The sequence below is a fragment of the Corynebacterium sp. MSK158 genome (genome assembly GCF_030229085.1).
Taxonomy (GTDB): domain Bacteria; phylum Actinomycetota; class Actinomycetes; order Mycobacteriales; family Mycobacteriaceae; genus Corynebacterium.
Genome location: NZ_JASPHJ010000002.1, coordinates 176,440 through 194,202, shown reverse-complemented (window position 1 = coordinate 194,202; position 17,763 = coordinate 176,440). Strand labels below are relative to the sequence as shown.

The window sequence follows — 17,763 nt, the reverse complement described above, 5'->3', positions numbered from 1 at the left end:
GCACGCGCGGTGGAATGGGGGTCGTAACTCACCGCTCCAGTATGGCAGATGCCCGCGACACCAGATGCTGCTCCACCCGCTCAATGTGCGAACGCGTGTTTGAACGCGAGGCGGGATGCAGGTCATTGATGTGTCGGCGATACGACACCGCGCGCAAAAGCAACTCCGGCATACCGGGTACGTGACTAAAGCGCTGGCAGATCCCATCATCAACCGCTTGGGCAATGAGCCCATCCACAATAACTAAAGCGGCGGTCCAGCCGGCTGGGCGTGGGGATTCGCTCGGCACAATGTCCACAATGCCCGGCGGATTGGAGCCGTGGTAAACCGTGGTGGTAAGAAGAGCGGTGTGGGCGGGGATAAGGGGGACGTCGGCAAGCAGGGCTGGGCGATAAGCCTCGCCCGTCTCCTCCCAGGCGGCGCGCTCTGCGCGAGCGAAGGCATCGCTGCGCTGCCCGTTGGGAAGGGGCACCTCGGCTATAGCCGCGTCGAGGCGCAACGCCATCTGTGCGGTTTCATCAATTCGCCCGCGTACATGGCCCGGAATAAACTGGGTAGCCTTCCATCCAGCGGCCGTGTGCCGGCCATCGCTAGACAGTACCGGCCGGGAAACGCGGGCCCCCTGCACGCTGAGGCGCTCGCGCACCTTAGCGGACCAGGCGGCAAACGGACCGGCCTGCGAATAGACCACGTCGCCCACCTTGATGCCGTTATCCCACACCGGGCCCAATTGATCGCCCTGCGCGCGGCGGGTACCAGTGGCACCGGTTTCCGCGTGGAAAGCGCTTAAAACATGCTCTGGGGGAAGCGGCATCCTGAACTCCTATTCGGGTTGGTGGGGATCCTTATTATCCGGATTCGGATAAGGCCACGGGTTCGGTGAGCAGGTCACGTCCTCATCAGGATAGACCTCGCTGGGCTTGCGATCGTGCAATTTTTTGTTGTTAAGGTCCAAGGTCTGCTGCATCATGACCGGCGCTAGCTTGCCTTGGCCGCCACACGGCTGGTGGGCCGCATAGCCAATGGCATGGCCCAACTCGTGGTTGATGACGTACTGGCGGTAGTTGCCCATATCGCCCTCAAAAGGCGTGGCACCGCGCACCCAACGTGCCTCATTGATGATCGTGGTGGACTCGCCCGTAATGGTGGTGTGGCAGGAGGTTTCCGTTTCAATCTTCTCGCCGCAACGCTCTGCGGCGGTGCCCAGGGAGGTCAGCTGGATGCGGGTATCCGGTTCCGCGTCGGCCGCCACGTGCTCGAACTCAAAGTCCTTATGCGCGGTCCAGCCGCGCGGGTCAGACAAGGTAGCCTCCACCATGGCGGCAAAAGACTCATCGCCGCCATACGGTGCGGTATTAAGACCATCTTCTACCTCGATGGAATAGCGCACCTTTTGCTTGCCGCCCTTACCCGTGACGGCGCCAGGCTCACCTACCTCGTGGAAGGTCCCCTTGCCTTGCTTGGTATAAGAACCACCGGGCGGCATCTCGCTGATTTCCCGCTTGACCGCTGCGGCATCGGCAGGATCAGGGCCTACCTTTTCCGTACTCGTTGGGGCAGGCGCGCTAGTGCCTTCCGCCTCTTCTTCAGAGGAATTTCCGGTAGCAATATCGACGACGAACCAAATGGTCAGCGCGATCATGAGGGGGATAGCCACCACGCGCCACCAGCCATATTGACGCGCAAACCGGACCACCGCATTGGGGTGGTCCGGCGTATGGCCCTGACTCCGGTGAGCGTGGCGAGTCTCCCTTTTTTCCATGGGGCCTTAGGTTACCCGTTTGTATTTAAAAAAGCTGAATCAGCAGCCCTATGCGCTCGCCTTAGACTCCGGCGAATCCCACGGCGTGCTTCTTGGCAATGCCGACCTCGACGTAGACCACGCGGTCAGTGCGCACGAGGTACTTGCGGCCCTTGTCATCTTCCAATTCCAGGGTGGAGTTATCCGCCAGGGCACTGTTGATCTTCTGCGTCAGCTCGGCCTGGTCACCTGCAGCGCTAATGACCAGCTCGCGAGCGGTATCCGCGAAGCCAAACTTGATATCCATGAAGATTCCTCCTCTAACTAGAGTTTTATTGTCAATGGCCCCACTATAACCATCCCGGCTACTATCAAGGTGTGTCTGACATAAAATCCCAGCCACCGAGCTTCGCGGAACTCGGCGTTGCGGCCGAAATCTGCGATGGTCTCGCCACTCGTGGCATCACGCGTACTTTTGCAATCCAGGAATTAACCCTGCCCATCGCGCTATCCGGCCAGGACTTGATTGGCCAAGCGCGCACCGGCATGGGCAAGACCTATGGCTTTGGCGTGCCGCTTTTGGACCGCGTCTTTGATGACGCCGATATCGACGAGCTCGATGGCACCCCGCGCGCCCTCGTGGTGGTCCCCACCCGCGAGCTTGCCCAGCAGGTCACCGAGGACCTGCAGGTGGCTGCCGCCCACCTACCCGTGCGCTTAGCCTCCATTTACGGCGGCCGTCCCTACGAGGAACAGATCAAAAAGCTCAACAAGGGCGTCGATGTCATCATCGGCACGCCTGGCCGCTTGATCGATCTCCACGAACGCGGAAATCTGCAGCTCGATCGCGTGGCTATCTTGGTGCTCGATGAGGCCGACGAGATGCTGGATCTGGGCTTTTTACCCTCGGTGGAGGCCATCCTCAAGGCACTCGATGGCAATGCGCACCAGACCATGCTCTTTTCCGCCACGATGCCGGGCGCGATTTTGACGCTTGCCCGCCGTTTTATGGAAAAACCCATCCATATCCGTGCCGAATCCGGCGAGCAGGAATTCACCCATTCCTCCACCCGCAAGGTCACCTTCCAAGCCCACCGCATGGATAAGGTTGCCGTTGTCGCCCACGCCCTGCAGGCCGCCGACCGCGGACGCACCATCATCTTCGCTCGCACCAAACGCGCGGCCGCCCAGCTGGCCGATGACCTAGCCCGGCGCGGCTTCCATGTGGGCGCGGTCCACGGCGATCTGGGGCAAAAGTCGCGCGAGAAGTCGCTCCATGCTTTTCGCACCGGCCAGGTGGATATCTTGGTCGCCACTGATATTGCCGCCCGCGGCATCGACGTTGATGATGTCACCCACGTCATCAACTATCAGGTTCCGGATGATCCGATGACCTTTGTCCATCGCATCGGCCGCACGGGTCGCGCCGGCCATACCGGCACCGCTATCACCATGGTGGGCTATGATGAGCTGGCCAAATGGCAGGTTATTAATGATGAGCTGGATTTGGGTGAGCCGAATCCGCCGCAGTGGTTCTCCACGTCCCCGGAGCTGGCCCAGGCTCTAGACATCCCCGCGGAGGTAGAGGAAACTGTCGGCCCTGAGACCAAGGTCGTGGGCCAGGTGCCTGTCCGCGAAAAATCCCCCACCCGTACCACCGCGCGCCGCGGCAGCTCCCGGCGCCGGCGAGGAGGCCGCCGATGACTAAAGCTCCCATTTTGCGCTCGACGCCCGCCGATTGGAAGGCTACCGGCATTATTGCCGTGGTCTGCGCCATCGCGGTCGGCGGGGCGGCTATTACCGCCAATATTAATCAAGCGCATCTCAGCCAAGCGGCCGTTCCTGGGGATGAGGATGCACCCGCGCTTGCCGACATCCCCGAGGCACTCCACGAGTCCTTCAGCCTCCCCAACGAACCAGTACCCGGCCAATACCGGGCGGTTTCGGCGCACGGCCTGACCATCACGCACGCCGATCACACGCTCACTGCCACCAACCCGGACGGCTCCGAGGCGTGGACTTATGAGCGCACGGACGCGGATCTGTGCTCGCTGTCTACAGCATGGGGCAAGATCGTGGCGTCGTATAAAACCGGAGTGGGCTGCGGGGATACCGTGGCGATAAACGCCGCAACTGGCGAGTATGACAGCACCCGCAGCGCCGTCAGCTCGGAAGAGGTAGTACCCGTTTCCTCCAATGACCGGGTAGGAACAGTCTCCACCGACCGCATCGATCTGTGGCGCTCCGATATGGTGCGCACCGTGGAATACGGTGATGTGGAGGCTAAACAGGAGCCGGACAAGCAACCGCATGAAGAATGCACCATTAGCTCCGCCCTTACCCGTACCGAGAATTTGGCACTGACCGAGTCCTGCCCCGATAAGCCGGACACCACCTGGCTGCGCTTCCAGGACACCACCCCTGATGATTCCCGTGAGCCCGATATCGCTGCCGATGTGGACATAGCCACCGACGGCGCCCGGCTTGTCGCTGTGGGGCAAAAGGCCGCCGCCGTCTACCGTCCAGGCCCGAATCCCACGATCGAGTCCTATGACAATAAGGGCGAAAAGCTGGACTCTACTTCGGCAGAGCCCTCTCCAGATATTGACGCAGGTGCTTCCCCATTCGCCCCGGCAACCGCGGACCTGCCACACCATATGACCTGGTTTGATGGCTCCCGCCTCTACCTCTTCAAGCCGAGCGACCTCGCAGTGGATCACGTGGTAGACGATGCCATCGGCACCCCCATCGCCGTCGACGAGCACATGTTGGTACCTACCCAAGAAGGCATTGCTGTCATGGATTGGTCCGCCGGCAAAACTCTGCGAACCATCCCGGTTGATCGCGGCAGCTACCGCGGTCCCGTTTACCTCACCTTGGCGGGCGACACCATCGTGGAAACCCGCGGCGATCAGGTCGTGGGCCTAAGCGCCGGTTAACACCCTCCGCTACAGAAAGGGCCGCGCCTTCCGGATTTACCCGGGGCGCGGCCCTTGTGCGTGGCAGCGAATTTAGAAGTTTGCTGCCGCCCACTCCGTGGAAGCGCGGACGAACATCAGCAGGAAAATGACTACTGCGGCGCTCGCCAAGGTCACCGCACCCAGTAGCGGCGATCCGCCGCTGAACATCTGGAAGGAGCTCGCTGCCAAGATGAGCTCCACCAAAATAATGGCTCCCCTACCCCAGCGCTTTCCCTTAACCATGGCCCAAGCACCGACAATGACAAAGCCAAAGACAATAAAGATAAATAGTGCGGTGCCCAGCCCCACAAAGCTCCCGGAGCCCGAGTCCGACACCATGGATTCATTTTCTGCGCCGGTCGCCTCGCGCACAATCAGGAAGATACCGAAGCAGATCACGGCGATGGACTGAACCACGGCGAGCGCTGCGGCCACCAGGACCGGCTGTGGCGCGCCCTGCTGGGTCTTCGCTTCACGCGCCGGCTGCGCCGAGGTCGCACTTTGCTTTTTGTTTACCTGCTTTTTCTTCTGCTTAGACACAAACCCACAGTCTACTCACCGGTCAAGGGCATTTCCTTGTGCGCCACTCAGGTTTCGCGGGGGCAGGGGTTAGCCGGGTAGATTTGACGCCTCTTCAGTCACCGCACTCAATGATTTTTGGACAATACGCCAGTTCAGCGCGTTTCTCACAGGCTTCTTTCAACTTGATCGTGAACCCAAATGACCCCCACACCAGTTTCATTCAAGTGAGGTTGACCACAATTTTGCCTCTACCCCTAGCGGAGTCTGAGTAAACATGTCATGATTCTGGGGTAGCAAAAAGAAAGAGGACGTAAACCTCTTCTTAACTTGAAGGAAACTTCAAGCAACCACAATGTGAACCATTGGCGGCGGCGACGCTGGCCCGACCTCGAGACCGGGCCCCACTGCACGCAGACCAGTTCACACAACCACCCACCCTGGCATTGGTTGCTTTTCATTTTCGTGAAAAGCGCTTGTGCTTACTGCTGTCGAATTTTTGTTAGGAGATATCAATCATGGATTGGCGCCACGAAGCTGTTTGCCGCGACGAAGACCCCGAGCTGTTCTTCCCAGTAGGCAATTCTGGTCCTGCACTTACCCAAATCGCTAAGGCCAAGCTGGTCTGCAACCGCTGCCCTGTTGCCTCTTCCTGCCTGAAGTGGGCACTGGAATCCGGCCTGGACGCCGGCGTCTGGGGCGGCCTATCTGAAGAAGAGCGCCGCGCCCTCAAGCGTCGCCGCAACCGCGGCCGTGGCCGCGCTCGCGTTTCCGCTTAATAAGCAGCCCCCAATTTTCGTTTCGGCGCCCTTAGCCGCTACAGTTGAATAGAGTTCAGATACCCTCAACGAAGGAGTGCGCAATGAGCAAGCGTGGTCGCAAGCGCAAGGATCGCCGCAAGAAGTCCGCTAATCACGGCAAGCGTCCTGGCGCATAACGCACAGCATTACTCAAAGCCCGGTTCCCTCGGTCACTTCGACCGTAGAACCGGGCTTTTGCTATGTCAGACGCACATCGGTGTCGTCTCCCAGCTCCCCGCTTGACCTCTCCGTGCCTTAAGTCGAATGTGATCGGGCCGAATTGAACACATTGGGGTCTCAATTCGGCCCTTCCACCCTCAATTCGGCCCGATCAGTATGGACTCAAGCAAAAAGTTGGAAGATCATGAGACCAGACCCCACCACAGCGGGTGAGCAACAGTGCCTACCACGCCGTTTCGATGCGGGTAATCTCTACCGAAATGCGGCGGCGCAGCGCCTGCGGCGCCTTGGCCTGGCCGTTACAGCAATTACGCACCAGGGAGCGGATAATCTCCTCGCTCTCGAGGCGCTGTTGACAGAAATCGCACTGGGCGATGTGCTCGCGGATGGCGAGTGCGCGGGCATAGGTGGTGGATTCATCGAGAAGCTCGCACAGGAGGGCCTGTACCTCTGGGGAGCTACACGCACCACAGTTGTGTTCCGTTGCGCGGTCCATTACTTCTCCTCCATGTCTGGGTGTTCTAATCCAATGCCTTGTTCTCGTGCCACGTCTTTCAACGCTTTCCGGAGCAATTTTCTTCCCCGATGCAAGCGAGACATCACGGTACCTAGCGGAGTATCCATGATCTCTGCAATCTCCTTATAGGCAAGGCCTTCAACATCCGCGTAGTACACCACCATCCGGTAGTCATCGGGCAGGTCATTCATGGCCTCTGAAATGGTGGCGTCCGGCATGTCCTTAAGCGCTGATACCTCTGCGGATTCCAGGCCAGTGGAATCGTGCCCAGCAGTGGTATAGAGCTGAAAATCGCTCAGTTCATCGGCCGAAGACTCCGTGGGCCGGCGCTTCGCCTTGCGGTAGGAGTTGATGTAGTTATTGGTCATGATGCGATACAGCCAAGCCTTAAGGTTTGTACCTTGCTTGAAGGAATGGAAAGACTTATAGGCCTTGAGGTAGGTCTCCTGCACGAGATCCTCAGCATCTTGCGGGTTGCGCGTCATGCGCAGGGCACCGCCGTAGAGCTGGTCTAGCAGGGGCAGCGCTTCCGCTTCGAAGCGGCGCTGCAGCTCCTTTTCGCTGATTGTTTCTTTAGCCACAATTTCTATCCTAACGCGTAGCGTTAGAATCCCAGGCATGTCTAAAAAGTCCCCGCATGCAGCTACCCCAGCGCTCAAAGTAGTGGAAGACGCCGGCGTAGACCACCACGTGTATACCTTTGAGGCGGGCAAGGATCACTTCGGCGATCACGCCGCGGCTGCCCTAGAGGTAGAGCCGGATCGCGTGCTCAAAACCCTGGTCATCGATTTAACTGCGGGCAAGGGACCAAAGCGCAAGCTGGCAGTCTGCGTCATCCCTACCACCCATCACCTGAGCCTCAAGAAGGCCGCGGCCGCCCACGGCGTTTCTAAGGCCGCCATGGCGGATCCCCATGACGCATCCAAGTCATCCGGATACATTCCCGGCGGCATTTCCCCGCTGGGCCAGAAAAACCCGCTGCCCACGGTCATTGAGGAAACCGCCGTCCTTTTCGATACTGTCTTTATTTCCGGCGGGCGCCGCGGGCTCGATATCGAACTCAGTGCGGAGGACCTCGCAGAGCTGTGCTCTGCTAGCTTTGCCGATCTACTCGCCGAGTAGCTCCGGATAATCGTTGGATACGCTGCCCACAGCCTTGTCGGCGGGGTGAGTGTGGAAGCCACGCAGAGGCGTCGGCAAGAGCAGCTCAGCAGCTTCCTCGGGGCTGCCCTCCAGCCAGGTACGCATTTCTTCGGCCGCCAAGAAGCGCGGCAGGCGGTGGTGCAGCCACTCCATTTCTTCCGTGGCGGCGGTGGTGACAATCGTGGCAGACAGGCGATCCAGGCCGGTGTCCCACAGGCCTGCCGCCCACAACAGGCCCTCTTCCGCGCGGACGAAATAGGGCTGCTTGCCGCCTTCTTCCTGGTGCCATTCGTAGTAGCCGTTCATGGGGATAAGGCAGCGCGGCCCCTTAAAGGCATGCCGAAAGGAGGGTTTGGTGGCCACGGTCTCCGCCCGGGCGTTAAACAGCGGCGGGCCGTCCAGGTCCTTCTTCCAATGCGGCAGCAGTGCCCACCGTGCAGGGTCGACTTGGGCGAGACTTTCACGCACGCGCACTATCGCCACCGGTTGGGTGGGCGCAATATTGTAGCGCGGGCCTGGCGTGCCTTGAGGGGCATGGACCTCAGTAACTCCGGGCAGCGCGCCCACTTCATCGAGAAGGGACTCGGTAAAAAGAACGAATCTTCCGCACATGCCCTCTATTATGGACGATATGTCTCAACCTTGGTCCGCCCCGCAAGCGGCAGGCCCCATAGCGTGGGCCCAACACGTGCCGGGCTCGAAGTCTATTACCAACCGCGCTTTCATCTTGGCTGCATTGGCCAATGGCCCCTCTACCCTGCGCGCGCCGCTGGTCTCCCGCGATTCGCAGCTGATGGAAAAGGCCCTGGAATCTATGGGCGTGCGCTTCGAGCACGATGGTGAGGATATCCACGTCACCCCCGGCCCGCTTAAGGGCGCCACGGTGGACTGCGGCCTGGCCGGCACAGTCATGCGCTTTATCCCGCCGGTTGCGGCCTTGGCGGACGGTGCCGTGCTTGTCGACGGCGACGAACAGGCCTACGCCCGCCCCATGTCCACCACCCTGGACGCACTGCGCCAGCTCGGCGTCGAGGTGGACGGCGATAGCCTGCCCTTTACCGTCCGCTCGCACGGAGTGCCGGAAGGCGGCGAGGTCACTATCGACGCCTCTGGCTCCTCGCAGTTCGTCTCCGGCCTCCTGCTGGCCGGCGCATGCTTTAAAAAGGGCATCACCGTCACCCACGAGGGCGGTCCCCTGCCCTCCATGCCGCACGTGGAGATGACCGTAGGCATGCTGCGCCAAGCCGGCGTACGCGTGGACTCCGGCGAGAATACCTGGACCGTGCACCCTGGCCCGATTGCCGGGCGGGAATGGGCAATCGAGCCGGATCTGTCCAATGCCACGCCCTTCCTTGCCGCCGCTGCCGTCACCGGCGGCCGGGTGACCATTAAGCGCTGGCCTGCCAATACCACCCAGCCGGGCGACGCCATTCGCCATATTTTGGTGGATATGGGTGTCATGGTCACCCAAGAGCCGGGCTTTGTCACTGCCAAGGGCGCCAAGGACGGCGCGCTGCAGGGCATCGCGCGCAACATGGGCGACATTGGCGAGCTCACCCCCACCGTCGCGGCGTTGTGCGCCCTGGCGGACACCCCCTCTACCCTCACCGGCATTGCGCACCTGCGCGGCCATGAAACCGATCGTTTGAAGGCGCTGGCGGATAATATCAACGCCCTCGGCGGCAAGGTCACCGAGCTTGCCGACGGCCTGCACATCGACCCCGCCCCTCTCCACGGCGGGGAGTGGCCGTGCTACGCGGATCACCGCATGGCCACCGCGGGCGCGATTATCGGCCTGCGGGTACCGGGCGTAGAGGTAGAAGACATTTCCACCACTGCGAAGACCCTGCCCGGCTTCGACCGCATGTGGGAGACGATGGTGGACCCCGAGCAACAGGAGAGCAATGGCTAGGCGTTTCGGTTCTTTCGATGAATCCGACGTGCGCGTGCGCCCCGGCAAGGGCTCGCGGCCGCGTACTAAGGACCGCCCCAAGCACAAAAATGCCAAGTTTGGCATGGTCATCACCAAGGACCGCGGGCGCTGGGGCGTAGCGCTAGACGACGGCCCGCGGGTCACCGCCATGCGCGCCCGCGAGCTGGGCCGCACCGCCATCGAGGTAGGCGACCGCGTGGGCGTGGTGGGCGATACCTCCGGCAAGAAGGACACCCTAGCGCGCATTGTGAAGCTGGAAGAGCGCACCTCCGTCCTCCGGCGCACGGCCGATGACACCGACCCTTATGAGCGCATCGTGGTGGCTAATGCGGACCAGATGCTCATCGTCACCGCCGTGGCCGATCCGCCGCCGCGCTCTGGGTTTGTCGAGCGCGCCCTCATCGCTGCGTTTGTGGGCAATATCCACCCCATCCTGTGCCTGACCAAAACCGATCTCACGGATCCTGCCCCCTTCGCGGCCGAATTCGCCGATCTCGATATCACGGTGGTGGAAGCCGGCGTCGAAGACGGACTTGAGGCGGTGCGCAACCACATCGACGGCCACGTCACCGCGCTCATCGGACATTCCGGCGTGGGCAAATCCACCCTGGTCAACCGGCTGGTACCGGATGCGGATAGGGAAACGGGGGAAGTATCGGGCGTCGGCAAGGGCAGGCATACCTCCACCCAATCGGTGGCGCTCCCCCTCCCCGCCGAGGATGCATTCACCGGCGGCTGGATTATCGATACCCCAGGCATCCGTTCCTTTGGCCTCGCACACGTGGATGCCGATGACGTGCTTGGCGTCTTTGAAGACCTTGCCGCCGCCATCGAGGACTGCCCCCGCGGTTGTACGCATATGGGCCCGCCTGCGGACCCAGAATGCGGCCTCGATGATCCTGCGCTGATTCCCCCTGATACCGCCAGTGCGCGGCGGCGCGACGCGGTGCGCGGCCTACTCGAGGCCCTGCGCACCAACGTGGAGTGGGAAAATTAGAGGTGGAAGCCGGTATCGGCCATAACACCCAAAATGCCATCCACGATGCCGAAGAATACATCGAGGATCTGGCCCCAGGTGCCCTGGGACGAAGTCTCTAGCAGCGCCAGCCACGGGGTGGTGGGCACGGCGTCGGCAGCCGCATCCGCAGCTGGGGTGGTATCTGCCAGGGCGGCCGGCGCGGCACTGAGGGCTGCGCCTGCGGTAACGGTGGCCGCAGCGAGGTTCTTGAAGCGCTGAGTCATATTGTCTCCTTAAGTAATTAGAGCAGTTCTACGAGGAACGGCAGCTCGGTCGGGTGATAAAAGGCCATGAACTTATCCAGTGCATCGCCCACGGCCAGCTCCGCATCCTCATCACCAAGGTCGGCGGTATCGATGGCCTCGATGGCCTTTGCGGTGGTTTCCTCGGACTCCGCAATATCCACGTGGACGGCCGCTAGGTCGTCCTTGCTGAACTGCGCTGGCTTAAGCTCTACCACCGGCTCGCCCATATCCGGGCGCGGGGTGAGGACAGAATCATCGAGGTCCACCGAGATAACCACGCGGCGGTGCGGGAACTTCTCTTCATCGCCAATGGCCAAAAGGCGCATGGAGGCCATAGAGGCCTCAAGGAAGGCCGAGTAGGCAATTTCTTCTTCATCGCCCTCGGTATAAAACTCCTGCAGCGCAGGGGTCACCATAAAGCCCCAGCCGGAGCGCGCGGACAGGGAGCCGGTTTCTTCCAGCTCCGCCAGCATGGCGTAGGTCGCAGGGATGTAAACGCGGGCTTTAGCCACTAAAACTCACCTTCAATATCGAAGACTGCCTGGATTTCTACGGACACGCGGTCAAAGCTGGTGTACAAAAAGCCCACCATGCCTGCCTCTACGGCCGCGCGAACGTTGAGAATGGAATCATCAACCATGACACAATCATTGAGCGGCAACTCAAGGGCATCCGCTGCCGCTTGGAAGGCTGCAACCTCTGGCTTTTCCGCCCCCACCTCGCCGGAGAGAACGACTGCGTCGACGTTTCCACGGTACTCCCACTCGCGGATGTGCTCCGCGCCTGGTCCGCCTGGGTCATTGGACAGGATGGCGGTTGCTGCGCCATTTGCCTTGGCGGCGGCCAGCAGCGCCTTCCACCGACGGTTGTCTTCTTCGGTGCCATCAAGGACGCCGACATAGTCAACGATTAGACCACGCATGTACTTAAATCCTTTGGTTACGATTCTCTTTAACTCCCCGAGAGTATAGCGAACCACGCGCGCATTCGCGCCCACCCCTTTCAGGAAACCCTCAGAAATGGCGGGGTTGGGGCGGGCATGAGACAATTATCACGCGTCCGCCTCCTGTCCTTATGCAGGAGCATTACTTCCCCACCATGTACGAGCCCATCCCCGGCTACTCGCACCTCAAACTCTTCATTGCGCCCCACCGCGTGCGCTATGGCCGCTTGCCGACGTCCGCGGAAGTCGCCGCCCAACACCGCATCCAAGGCTGGGTAGTCTTTGCGCTCGAGGTAGCCGCCGGCTATCGCCCACTAGCCCATCTCAATTCCGCGCGCTATTCCGATGCCATCCGCCTGCACATTGGATCGTGGGTGCGGCGGCGCACAAGCCCCTATGCCACGGACAGACTGCAATTGACCAGCCTGCACGCGCGGTCCAATGGCGAGTACTTTGGCTCCGCCTACATAGGCCAACAGCAGCATGCATTTACGGGATCGGCAAGCCCCACCGGTTTAACGTCGTTCCGCTTACTCTAACTCAGCGGGCAGGGCTTAGCGCCTAGGAAAAGAACTGGCCCAGGTGAGAAAGGATGTCGGACCAATCGAGCGCGGACCATCCGAATCCGGCGGCGCTGGTCAGCGCCGCTAAACCGGTGGCTAGGAGGCCGCCTTCAAAGGCGGATAGACCGGAATGCTCGTCCGCCGTCGCATCCGCGGGCACGGATCCTGCAGTATGGTGCGACGCGGCGGCCCACTCTAGGGGTGCATTGACCTGCTTGGTGATGGTGACAATATCGCGCAGCGCCGCCGCATAGGCCGGAAACTCATCTGGGAAGGCGGAGCCTGTATCCCCGATGGTCGGCAGCTGGGCACGCGGAGAGGGCGCCGCTTTGCCGGCGGGGGCCTGCGGCACTTCCTTGGTGAATTCACCCAGCTCGGCGCGAATTACCGCCTGGGTGTAATTGGCACCCAGCTTGTCGAGGTAATCCAATACGGCCGCTTCGGTGTACTGCTTGCCGTCCAGGGATTGCGTCCGCTCCTCTGGTTCCCACGGGAAGTCCAGCGGCGTGGAATAGATATTGCCATCGGTGCGCGCGGTATTGAGCCGGGCTTTGCCAAAGTAGTACTCGAAGGCGGCGTCCGCCTTATCCTGGGACAAAATTCCATCGGCCACCAATGCTTCCTTGCGCTGGGTAGCAATGGCCAGGATGGCCGCAGCTGCGTTATCCTGCTCAATTTTTTCGCCCGAATCCAAAATGATGCGCAACGAGGTGGCAGAATCACGCTGCACCTCATAGGCCACGGCCGGCGTGGCGCCACCGAGCAAGGTGGCAGACAGGAGCGTCGTAATACCGAGACGCAAAGAGCGGCGGCGCATCGTCAGTGGAGCTCCTCACAGGAAATAAGCAGGATGGACAGGTTCCTTATATTCTACTCATTTTTTCCTGAAAAGAAACCCGCCCCGCTCCCACTATCACAAGCGGGGGCGAGGCGGGGTTGGGAGGAAGGACGCCGAGGCCTAGGCTTCTACGGTGCCCTCACCGTTGCCGGAAGCGGTAGCAGCGGATTCGCCGGCCTGCTCCTCTTCCTGCTGCTTGAACTGCTTGCGCAGCATAAACAGCTGGCGGACGGTCTCTTCCTTCACGCCATCGTTCATGGCGTTGAACATCTCGCCGCCCTCCTTCTGGTATTCCACCAGCGGATCACGCTGCGCCATCGCACGCAGGCCAATGCCCTCCTTGAGGTAGTCCATCTCATAGAGGTGCTCGCGCCACTTCTGGTCAATAATCGGCAGAATGACCATGCGCTCGGTATTGCGCATCTGCTGTTCGCCGCCAATAGCGGTCACAGATTCTTCGAGCTTGTCGTACTCATTATTGGCGTCCTGCACCAGGGCGTCGCGAAGCTGCTCGGCAGAAAGCTCGCCTGGGGAACCATACTCGGAGCTTTCCACCAGCTCCTCATGGGAAATGGTGGGGCCGTAGAGGGAATCCAGCGCATTCCACAGTGCGTCTAGATCCCAGTCCTCGACGTAGCCGGTGGAAGTAGCACCGGCGACATAAGCGGACACGGTGTCATCAATCATGCCGCGAATATTGTCCTGAATATCGCCGGCATCAAGGATGTCGTGACGGGTAGCGTAGACCACCTTGCGCTGCTCGTTAAGCACCTCGTCGTACTTGAGGACGTTCTTACGCATCTCAAAGTTCTGGTTCTCCACCTGCGCCTGGGCGCCCTTGATGGAGTTGGAGACCATCTTGGCCTCGATGGGGACATCGTCCGGCACGTTGAGGCGGTTCATCATGTTTTCCATGGACTGGCCCACGAAGCGCACCATCAGCTCATCGCGCATGGACAGGTAGAAGCGGGTCTCACCCGGGTCACCCTGGCGGCCGGTACGACCACGCAGCTGGTTATCAATGCGGCGGGACTCGTGACGCTCGGTACCCAGCACGTAGAGGCCACCGGCCTCGCGTACCTGGTCACCAAGCCTCTTGGAGCGCTCCCTCTCGGAATCGATTTCTGCTTCCCAGGCTTCCTGGTACTTCTCTTCATCCTCGAATGGATCGAGGCCGCGCTCGCGCAGCTTCTCATCGAGGATGACCTCAGGGTTGCCACCGAGCACAATATCGGTACCACGGCCGGCCATATTGGTAGCCACGGTAACGGTGCCGGGACGGCCCGCACGGGCGATGATCTGACCCTCTTCCTCGTGGTGCTTAGCGTTGAGCACGTTGTGCTTAATGCCGCGCTTAGACAGCAGCTGGGACAGGTACTCGGAGCGCTCCACGGAGGTGGTACCGACCAGAACTGGCTGGCCGGACTCGACGTGCTCTGCAATATCGTCCACTACGGCAGCGAACTTAGCTTCCTGCGTCTTGTAGATGCGGTCAGAGTGATCAGCACGCTGATTCGGCTTATTGGTAGGAATCGGCACCACATCCAGGCCATAGATGGAGTGCAGCTCGGCAGCCTCGGTTTCTGCCGTACCGGTCATTCCGGAGATCTTCTCGTACAGACGGAAGTAGTTCTGCAGGGTAACGGTAGCCAGAGTCTGGTTCTCGTTCTTGATCTCCACCTGCTCCTTGGCCTCAATGGCCTGGTGCATGCCCTCGTTGTAGCGGCGTCCGGCCAACACGCGGCCGGTGAAACCGTCCACGATCATGACTTCGCCATTGCGAACGATGTAGTCCTTGTCGCGGGTGAACAGCTCCTTGGCCTTCAGGGCGTTGTTCAGGTAAGACACCAGCTGGGAGTGCTCGGGGGCGTACAGGTTATCGATGCCGAGCTGATCCTCTACGAATTCCACGCCCTCTTCCAGCACGCCGATGGTGCGCTTCTTGTGGTCCACCTCGTAGTGGATACCCTCGCGCATGCGCGGGGCCAGCTGGGCGAAGACGCCATAGAACTGGGAGGAACCATCTACCGGACCGGAGATGATGAGCGGGGTACGGGCTTCATCGATAAGAATCGAGTCGACCTCGTCCACGATGCAGAAGTTGTGGCCGCGCTGCACCACATCGTTGAGGGAGCGGACCATGTTATCGCGCAGGTAGTCAAAGCCGAGCTCATTATTGGTGCCGTAGGTAATGTCGCAGTCGTAGGCAGCCTTGCGCTCTGGTGGGCGCATCTCGGACAGAATGACGCCCACGGACAGGCCAAGCCAGCGGTGGACACGGCCCATCATCTCGGCGTCGCGCTTTGCCAAGTAATCGTTAACGGTGACGATGTGGACACCCTTGCCATCAAGGGCATTGAGGTAGGCCGGCAGCAGCGAGGTCAGGGTCTTGCCCTCACCGGTGCGCATCTCGGCGACGTTGCCGAAATGCAGGGCCGCACCGCCCATGATCTGCACGCGGTAGTGCTTCTGATCGAGGACGCGCCAGGCAGCCTCACGGACGGTCGCAAAAGCCTCGAGCAAGATGTCATTCATCTCTTCGCCGTCTCGCAGGCGAGTCTTGAACTCGTCGGTCTTTGCCTTAAGTTCGTCGTCCGAAAGCTCCGCGTACTTATCCTCAAGGGCAATTACATCGTCTGCCATTTTGCCCAGGCGCTTGACCGTACGGCCCTCGCCCGCGCGCAGCAGCTTGGAAAGTCCAAACACGGTTAGTTAGTCCTTCTAGTCGCGACAATAAAGTTAACTCGTCGCTATTGTACTCACTCGCTTTCACAAAGCACCTCCCGCCTAGCACATAGGGCAGGCGCACAGCCTCCGTTCAGCCTGTATATCCCCCGGAACCTGCTTGCCGACGCCCCCTCCCCCAACCAAAAAATCGACCCCACTGCATACACGCAGCAGGGTCATTAACTAAGAGAAGTAGAAGCTTCTTTAAGCTTCAGCGTCTTCCGAGAGGGAGATAATGCCGTAGTCGTAGGCATGGCGGCGATACACCACGGACGGCTTATTGTTTTCCTCATTGATAAAGAGGAAAAAGTCGTGGCCCACCAGCTCCATCTCGCTCAAGGCATCATCCACGCTCATCGGGGTAGCCGGGTGCTCCTTAGTACGGACGATCTGGCCTGGCCGAATGTCCTCAACGGTCTCAGCATAAGGGTCAACGTAGCGCTCTTCCTTTGCACGCTCAGCCTCGGCCTGAGCTACCATTTCAGCGGCAATCTCACCGGTGCCCTTCTGCGCACGGTGACCGCTCTTGACGTTTTCGCGGCGCACCTTCACCTTGCGCAGGGAGCGCTCCATCTTGCCCAAGGCGGTTTCGAGCGCTGCGTAGAAGGAATCTTCCTTGGCTTCAGCGCGGGCAATGTGACCCTTACCGGTAGCGGTGATCTGGATGCGCTCCGCTTCGGAGTCACGGCGCGGGTTTGGTTCGTGCTGTAGCTCCACATGGAAGAAGGTCAGGGTGGGGTCAAGGCGTTCAATCTTGGCCAGCTTGTCATTGACTCGCTCTTGGAAGTGATCGGGGACCTCGACATTGCGGCCCGTAATCGTTACCTGAGCTTTGTTTGGCTGGGACATTGAGATGCCTCCCTTGGGTAGTGGGGACTAGAATCAATCACAGTAACTATCTCTCTGTGACACTCCTCATGATAGCACTGGTTATGACCTTTGCGGGAAATTTTTTGGCGACTCCCCTACCTCGAGGGTGGGCACCACCCCTATCTAGGCATCCGCAAAGACCAATGCCCCGCAGACTTCTACACCCGTGGCCTGCAGGGCGGCGATGCTGGCGGCAAGGGTGGCGCCGGTGGTAACGACGTCGTCGGCAAGCAGCGCAGGCGCCCGAGCAATAGGCACGCGCACGCGGACTCGGCCCTGCAGGTTGGCCCACCTATCCTGCGCGTTGAGCTCGGACTGGTCCGCGGTGGACTGGCCCATAGTAAGCGCCGCGCACACGCCCACGCCCTGGTGCTGCGCCGCAGCGTGACACACAGCGGACACCGGATCTCCCCCGCGTGCCCGCGCCGAACGCGGCCGAGTAGGAGCGGGAACGAGAGTGAATTCGCGCGGGATATCGCCGCGGGCGCTCAAATGGGCCAGCCCGGCCGCGAAGACGGCCCCCACATACTCGCGAACCGGCCGATTGCCTCGCTCCTTCATGCCAATGATGATGCGGCGTCGAATATCGGAATAGGAGCCGAGAGCATAGACGGGCGCGCCCAGCGGCCGGGGTCGCGCCACCATGTAGGGCGGCTGCCGCAAGTGATCGCGGCACCGAGAGCACAAAACCTCGCCCGGCGCGCCGCACCCAGCGCACGCGCGCGGAAAAATAAGCTCCCCCAAGCTCATAATTGCCTCTCCCCAG

22 protein-coding genes are annotated in these 17,763 nt (G+C 60.8%); 8 read left to right on the top strand and 14 right to left on the bottom strand.

Annotated elements, in window-relative coordinates:
• Window positions 1-28: 28 nt before the first annotated feature.
• The 3 genes from QP915_RS03030 to QP915_RS03020 form a co-directional block, all read right to left on the bottom strand.
• On the bottom strand, window positions 29-814 hold the full coding sequence (locus QP915_RS03030; RefSeq protein WP_284767955.1) for a hypothetical protein: 786 nt from the start codon (window positions 812-814) through the stop codon (window positions 29-31).
• A 9-nt stretch (window positions 815-823) separates the two neighbouring features.
• Window positions 824-1,762, bottom strand: coding sequence for a DUF3152 domain-containing protein (locus QP915_RS03025; protein WP_284767953.1), 939 nt, complete (start codon window positions 1,760-1,762; stop codon window positions 824-826).
• A 61-nt stretch (window positions 1,763-1,823) separates the two neighbouring features.
• Complete coding sequence (locus QP915_RS03020) at window positions 1,824-2,048, bottom strand: DUF3107 domain-containing protein (RefSeq protein WP_284767951.1); 225 nt, start codon at window positions 2,046-2,048, stop codon at window positions 1,824-1,826.
• Window positions 2,049-2,119: 71 nt separating this feature from the next.
• On the opposite strand from QP915_RS03020, the gene QP915_RS03015 reads away from it, so the two are divergent.
• The gene (locus QP915_RS03015; RefSeq protein ID WP_284767950.1) at window positions 2,120-3,445 is read left to right on the top strand and encodes a DEAD/DEAH box helicase; all 1,326 of its coding nucleotides are present in this window, start codon (window positions 2,120-2,122) and stop codon (window positions 3,443-3,445) included.
• Window positions 3,442-4,680, top strand: a complete 1,239-nt coding sequence (locus QP915_RS03010) for an Rv3212 family protein (RefSeq protein WP_284767948.1) — start codon at window positions 3,442-3,444, stop codon at window positions 4,678-4,680. The genes QP915_RS03015 and QP915_RS03010 overlap by 4 nt, the downstream gene beginning before the upstream one ends.
• A 72-nt stretch (window positions 4,681-4,752) precedes the next feature.
• Here the strand turns inward: QP915_RS03010 and QP915_RS03005 are convergent, their stop codons facing one another.
• Window positions 4,753-5,241, bottom strand: coding sequence for a hypothetical protein (locus tag QP915_RS03005; protein ID WP_284767947.1), 489 nt, complete (start codon window positions 5,239-5,241; stop codon window positions 4,753-4,755).
• A gap of 497 nt (window positions 5,242-5,738) precedes the next feature.
• Between QP915_RS03005 and QP915_RS03000 the strand changes: the two genes are divergently transcribed.
• Window positions 5,739-5,999, top strand: coding sequence for a WhiB family transcriptional regulator (locus QP915_RS03000; RefSeq protein ID WP_005322377.1), 261 nt, complete (start codon window positions 5,739-5,741; stop codon window positions 5,997-5,999).
• A gap of 83 nt (window positions 6,000-6,082) precedes the next feature.
• Window positions 6,083-6,157, top strand: a complete 75-nt coding sequence (locus QP915_RS11770) for a 50S ribosomal protein bL37 (RefSeq protein ID WP_100067784.1) — start codon at window positions 6,083-6,085, stop codon at window positions 6,155-6,157.
• A 266-nt stretch (window positions 6,158-6,423) separates the two neighbouring features.
• Here QP915_RS11770 and QP915_RS02995 read toward each other — a convergent pair whose 3' ends face one another.
• Window positions 6,424-6,696, bottom strand: coding sequence for an anti-sigma factor (locus tag QP915_RS02995; protein WP_284767946.1), 273 nt, complete (start codon window positions 6,694-6,696; stop codon window positions 6,424-6,426).
• Window positions 6,696-7,298, bottom strand: a complete 603-nt coding sequence (locus QP915_RS02990; protein WP_284767945.1) for a sigma-70 family RNA polymerase sigma factor — start codon at window positions 7,296-7,298, stop codon at window positions 6,696-6,698. The genes QP915_RS02995 and QP915_RS02990 overlap by 1 nt, the downstream gene beginning before the upstream one ends.
• A gap of 37 nt (window positions 7,299-7,335) precedes the next feature.
• On the opposite strand from QP915_RS02990, the gene ybaK reads away from it, so the two are divergent.
• The gene (ybaK, locus tag QP915_RS02985; RefSeq protein ID WP_284767943.1) at window positions 7,336-7,839 is read left to right on the top strand and encodes a Cys-tRNA(Pro) deacylase; all 504 of its coding nucleotides are present in this window, start codon (window positions 7,336-7,338) and stop codon (window positions 7,837-7,839) included.
• Here the strand turns inward: ybaK and QP915_RS02980 are convergent.
• On the bottom strand, window positions 7,825-8,472 hold the full coding sequence (locus tag QP915_RS02980) for an SOS response-associated peptidase (RefSeq protein ID WP_284767941.1): 648 nt from the start codon (window positions 8,470-8,472) through the stop codon (window positions 7,825-7,827). The genes ybaK and QP915_RS02980 overlap by 15 nt on opposite strands.
• Between QP915_RS02980 and aroA the strand changes: the two genes are divergently transcribed.
• Entirely contained in the window at window positions 8,471-9,772 is a 1,302-nt protein-coding gene (aroA, locus tag QP915_RS02975) for a 3-phosphoshikimate 1-carboxyvinyltransferase (RefSeq protein ID WP_284767940.1), read from the top strand. The genes QP915_RS02980 and aroA overlap by 2 nt on opposite strands.
• Window positions 9,765-10,790, top strand: a complete 1,026-nt coding sequence (gene rsgA, locus QP915_RS02970) for a ribosome small subunit-dependent GTPase A (protein WP_269954201.1) — start codon at window positions 9,765-9,767, stop codon at window positions 10,788-10,790. The genes aroA and rsgA overlap by 8 nt, the downstream gene beginning before the upstream one ends.
• Here rsgA and QP915_RS02965 read toward each other — a convergent pair.
• From QP915_RS02965 to QP915_RS02955, 3 genes are read right to left on the bottom strand one after another with little or no spacing between them, the layout of a single operon-like run.
• Window positions 10,787-11,035, bottom strand: coding sequence for a hypothetical protein (locus tag QP915_RS02965; protein WP_239278752.1), 249 nt, complete (start codon window positions 11,033-11,035; stop codon window positions 10,787-10,789). The two genes, rsgA and QP915_RS02965, sit on opposite strands and share 4 nt — an antisense overlap.
• A gap of 17 nt (window positions 11,036-11,052) precedes the next feature.
• Window positions 11,053-11,568, bottom strand: coding sequence for a DUF6912 family protein (locus QP915_RS02960; protein WP_374048912.1), 516 nt, complete (start codon window positions 11,566-11,568; stop codon window positions 11,053-11,055).
• Window positions 11,568-11,978, bottom strand: a complete 411-nt coding sequence (locus tag QP915_RS02955) for an HAD-IA family hydrolase (RefSeq protein ID WP_239278750.1) — start codon at window positions 11,976-11,978, stop codon at window positions 11,568-11,570. The genes QP915_RS02960 and QP915_RS02955 overlap by 1 nt, the downstream gene beginning before the upstream one ends.
• A 176-nt stretch (window positions 11,979-12,154) precedes the next feature.
• Between QP915_RS02955 and QP915_RS02950 the strand changes: the two genes are divergently transcribed.
• Window positions 12,155-12,538, top strand: a complete 384-nt coding sequence (locus tag QP915_RS02950; RefSeq protein ID WP_239278749.1) for a hypothetical protein — start codon at window positions 12,155-12,157, stop codon at window positions 12,536-12,538.
• A 22-nt stretch (window positions 12,539-12,560) separates the two neighbouring features.
• On the opposite strand, the gene QP915_RS02945 is transcribed toward QP915_RS02950, so the two are convergent.
• The 4 genes from QP915_RS02945 to QP915_RS02930 all read right to left on the bottom strand — a co-directional run bounded on the left by QP915_RS02945 (window position 12,561) and on the right by QP915_RS02930 (window position 17,747).
• The gene (locus tag QP915_RS02945; protein WP_284767937.1) at window positions 12,561-13,379 is read right to left on the bottom strand and encodes a hypothetical protein; all 819 of its coding nucleotides are present in this window, start codon (window positions 13,377-13,379) and stop codon (window positions 12,561-12,563) included.
• Between the two features lie 141 nt (window positions 13,380-13,520).
• Window positions 13,521-16,106, bottom strand: a complete 2,586-nt coding sequence (gene secA / locus QP915_RS02940) for a preprotein translocase subunit SecA (protein ID WP_284766733.1) — start codon at window positions 16,104-16,106, stop codon at window positions 13,521-13,523.
• Window positions 16,107-16,331: 225 nt separating this feature from the next.
• The gene (hpf, locus tag QP915_RS02935) at window positions 16,332-16,976 is read right to left on the bottom strand and encodes a ribosome hibernation-promoting factor, HPF/YfiA family (RefSeq protein WP_284766734.1); all 645 of its coding nucleotides are present in this window, start codon (window positions 16,974-16,976) and stop codon (window positions 16,332-16,334) included.
• A gap of 144 nt (window positions 16,977-17,120) precedes the next feature.
• Window positions 17,121-17,747, bottom strand: coding sequence for a ComF family protein (locus tag QP915_RS02930; protein WP_284767934.1), 627 nt, complete (start codon window positions 17,745-17,747; stop codon window positions 17,121-17,123).
• Window positions 17,748-17,763 lie beyond the last annotated feature (16 nt).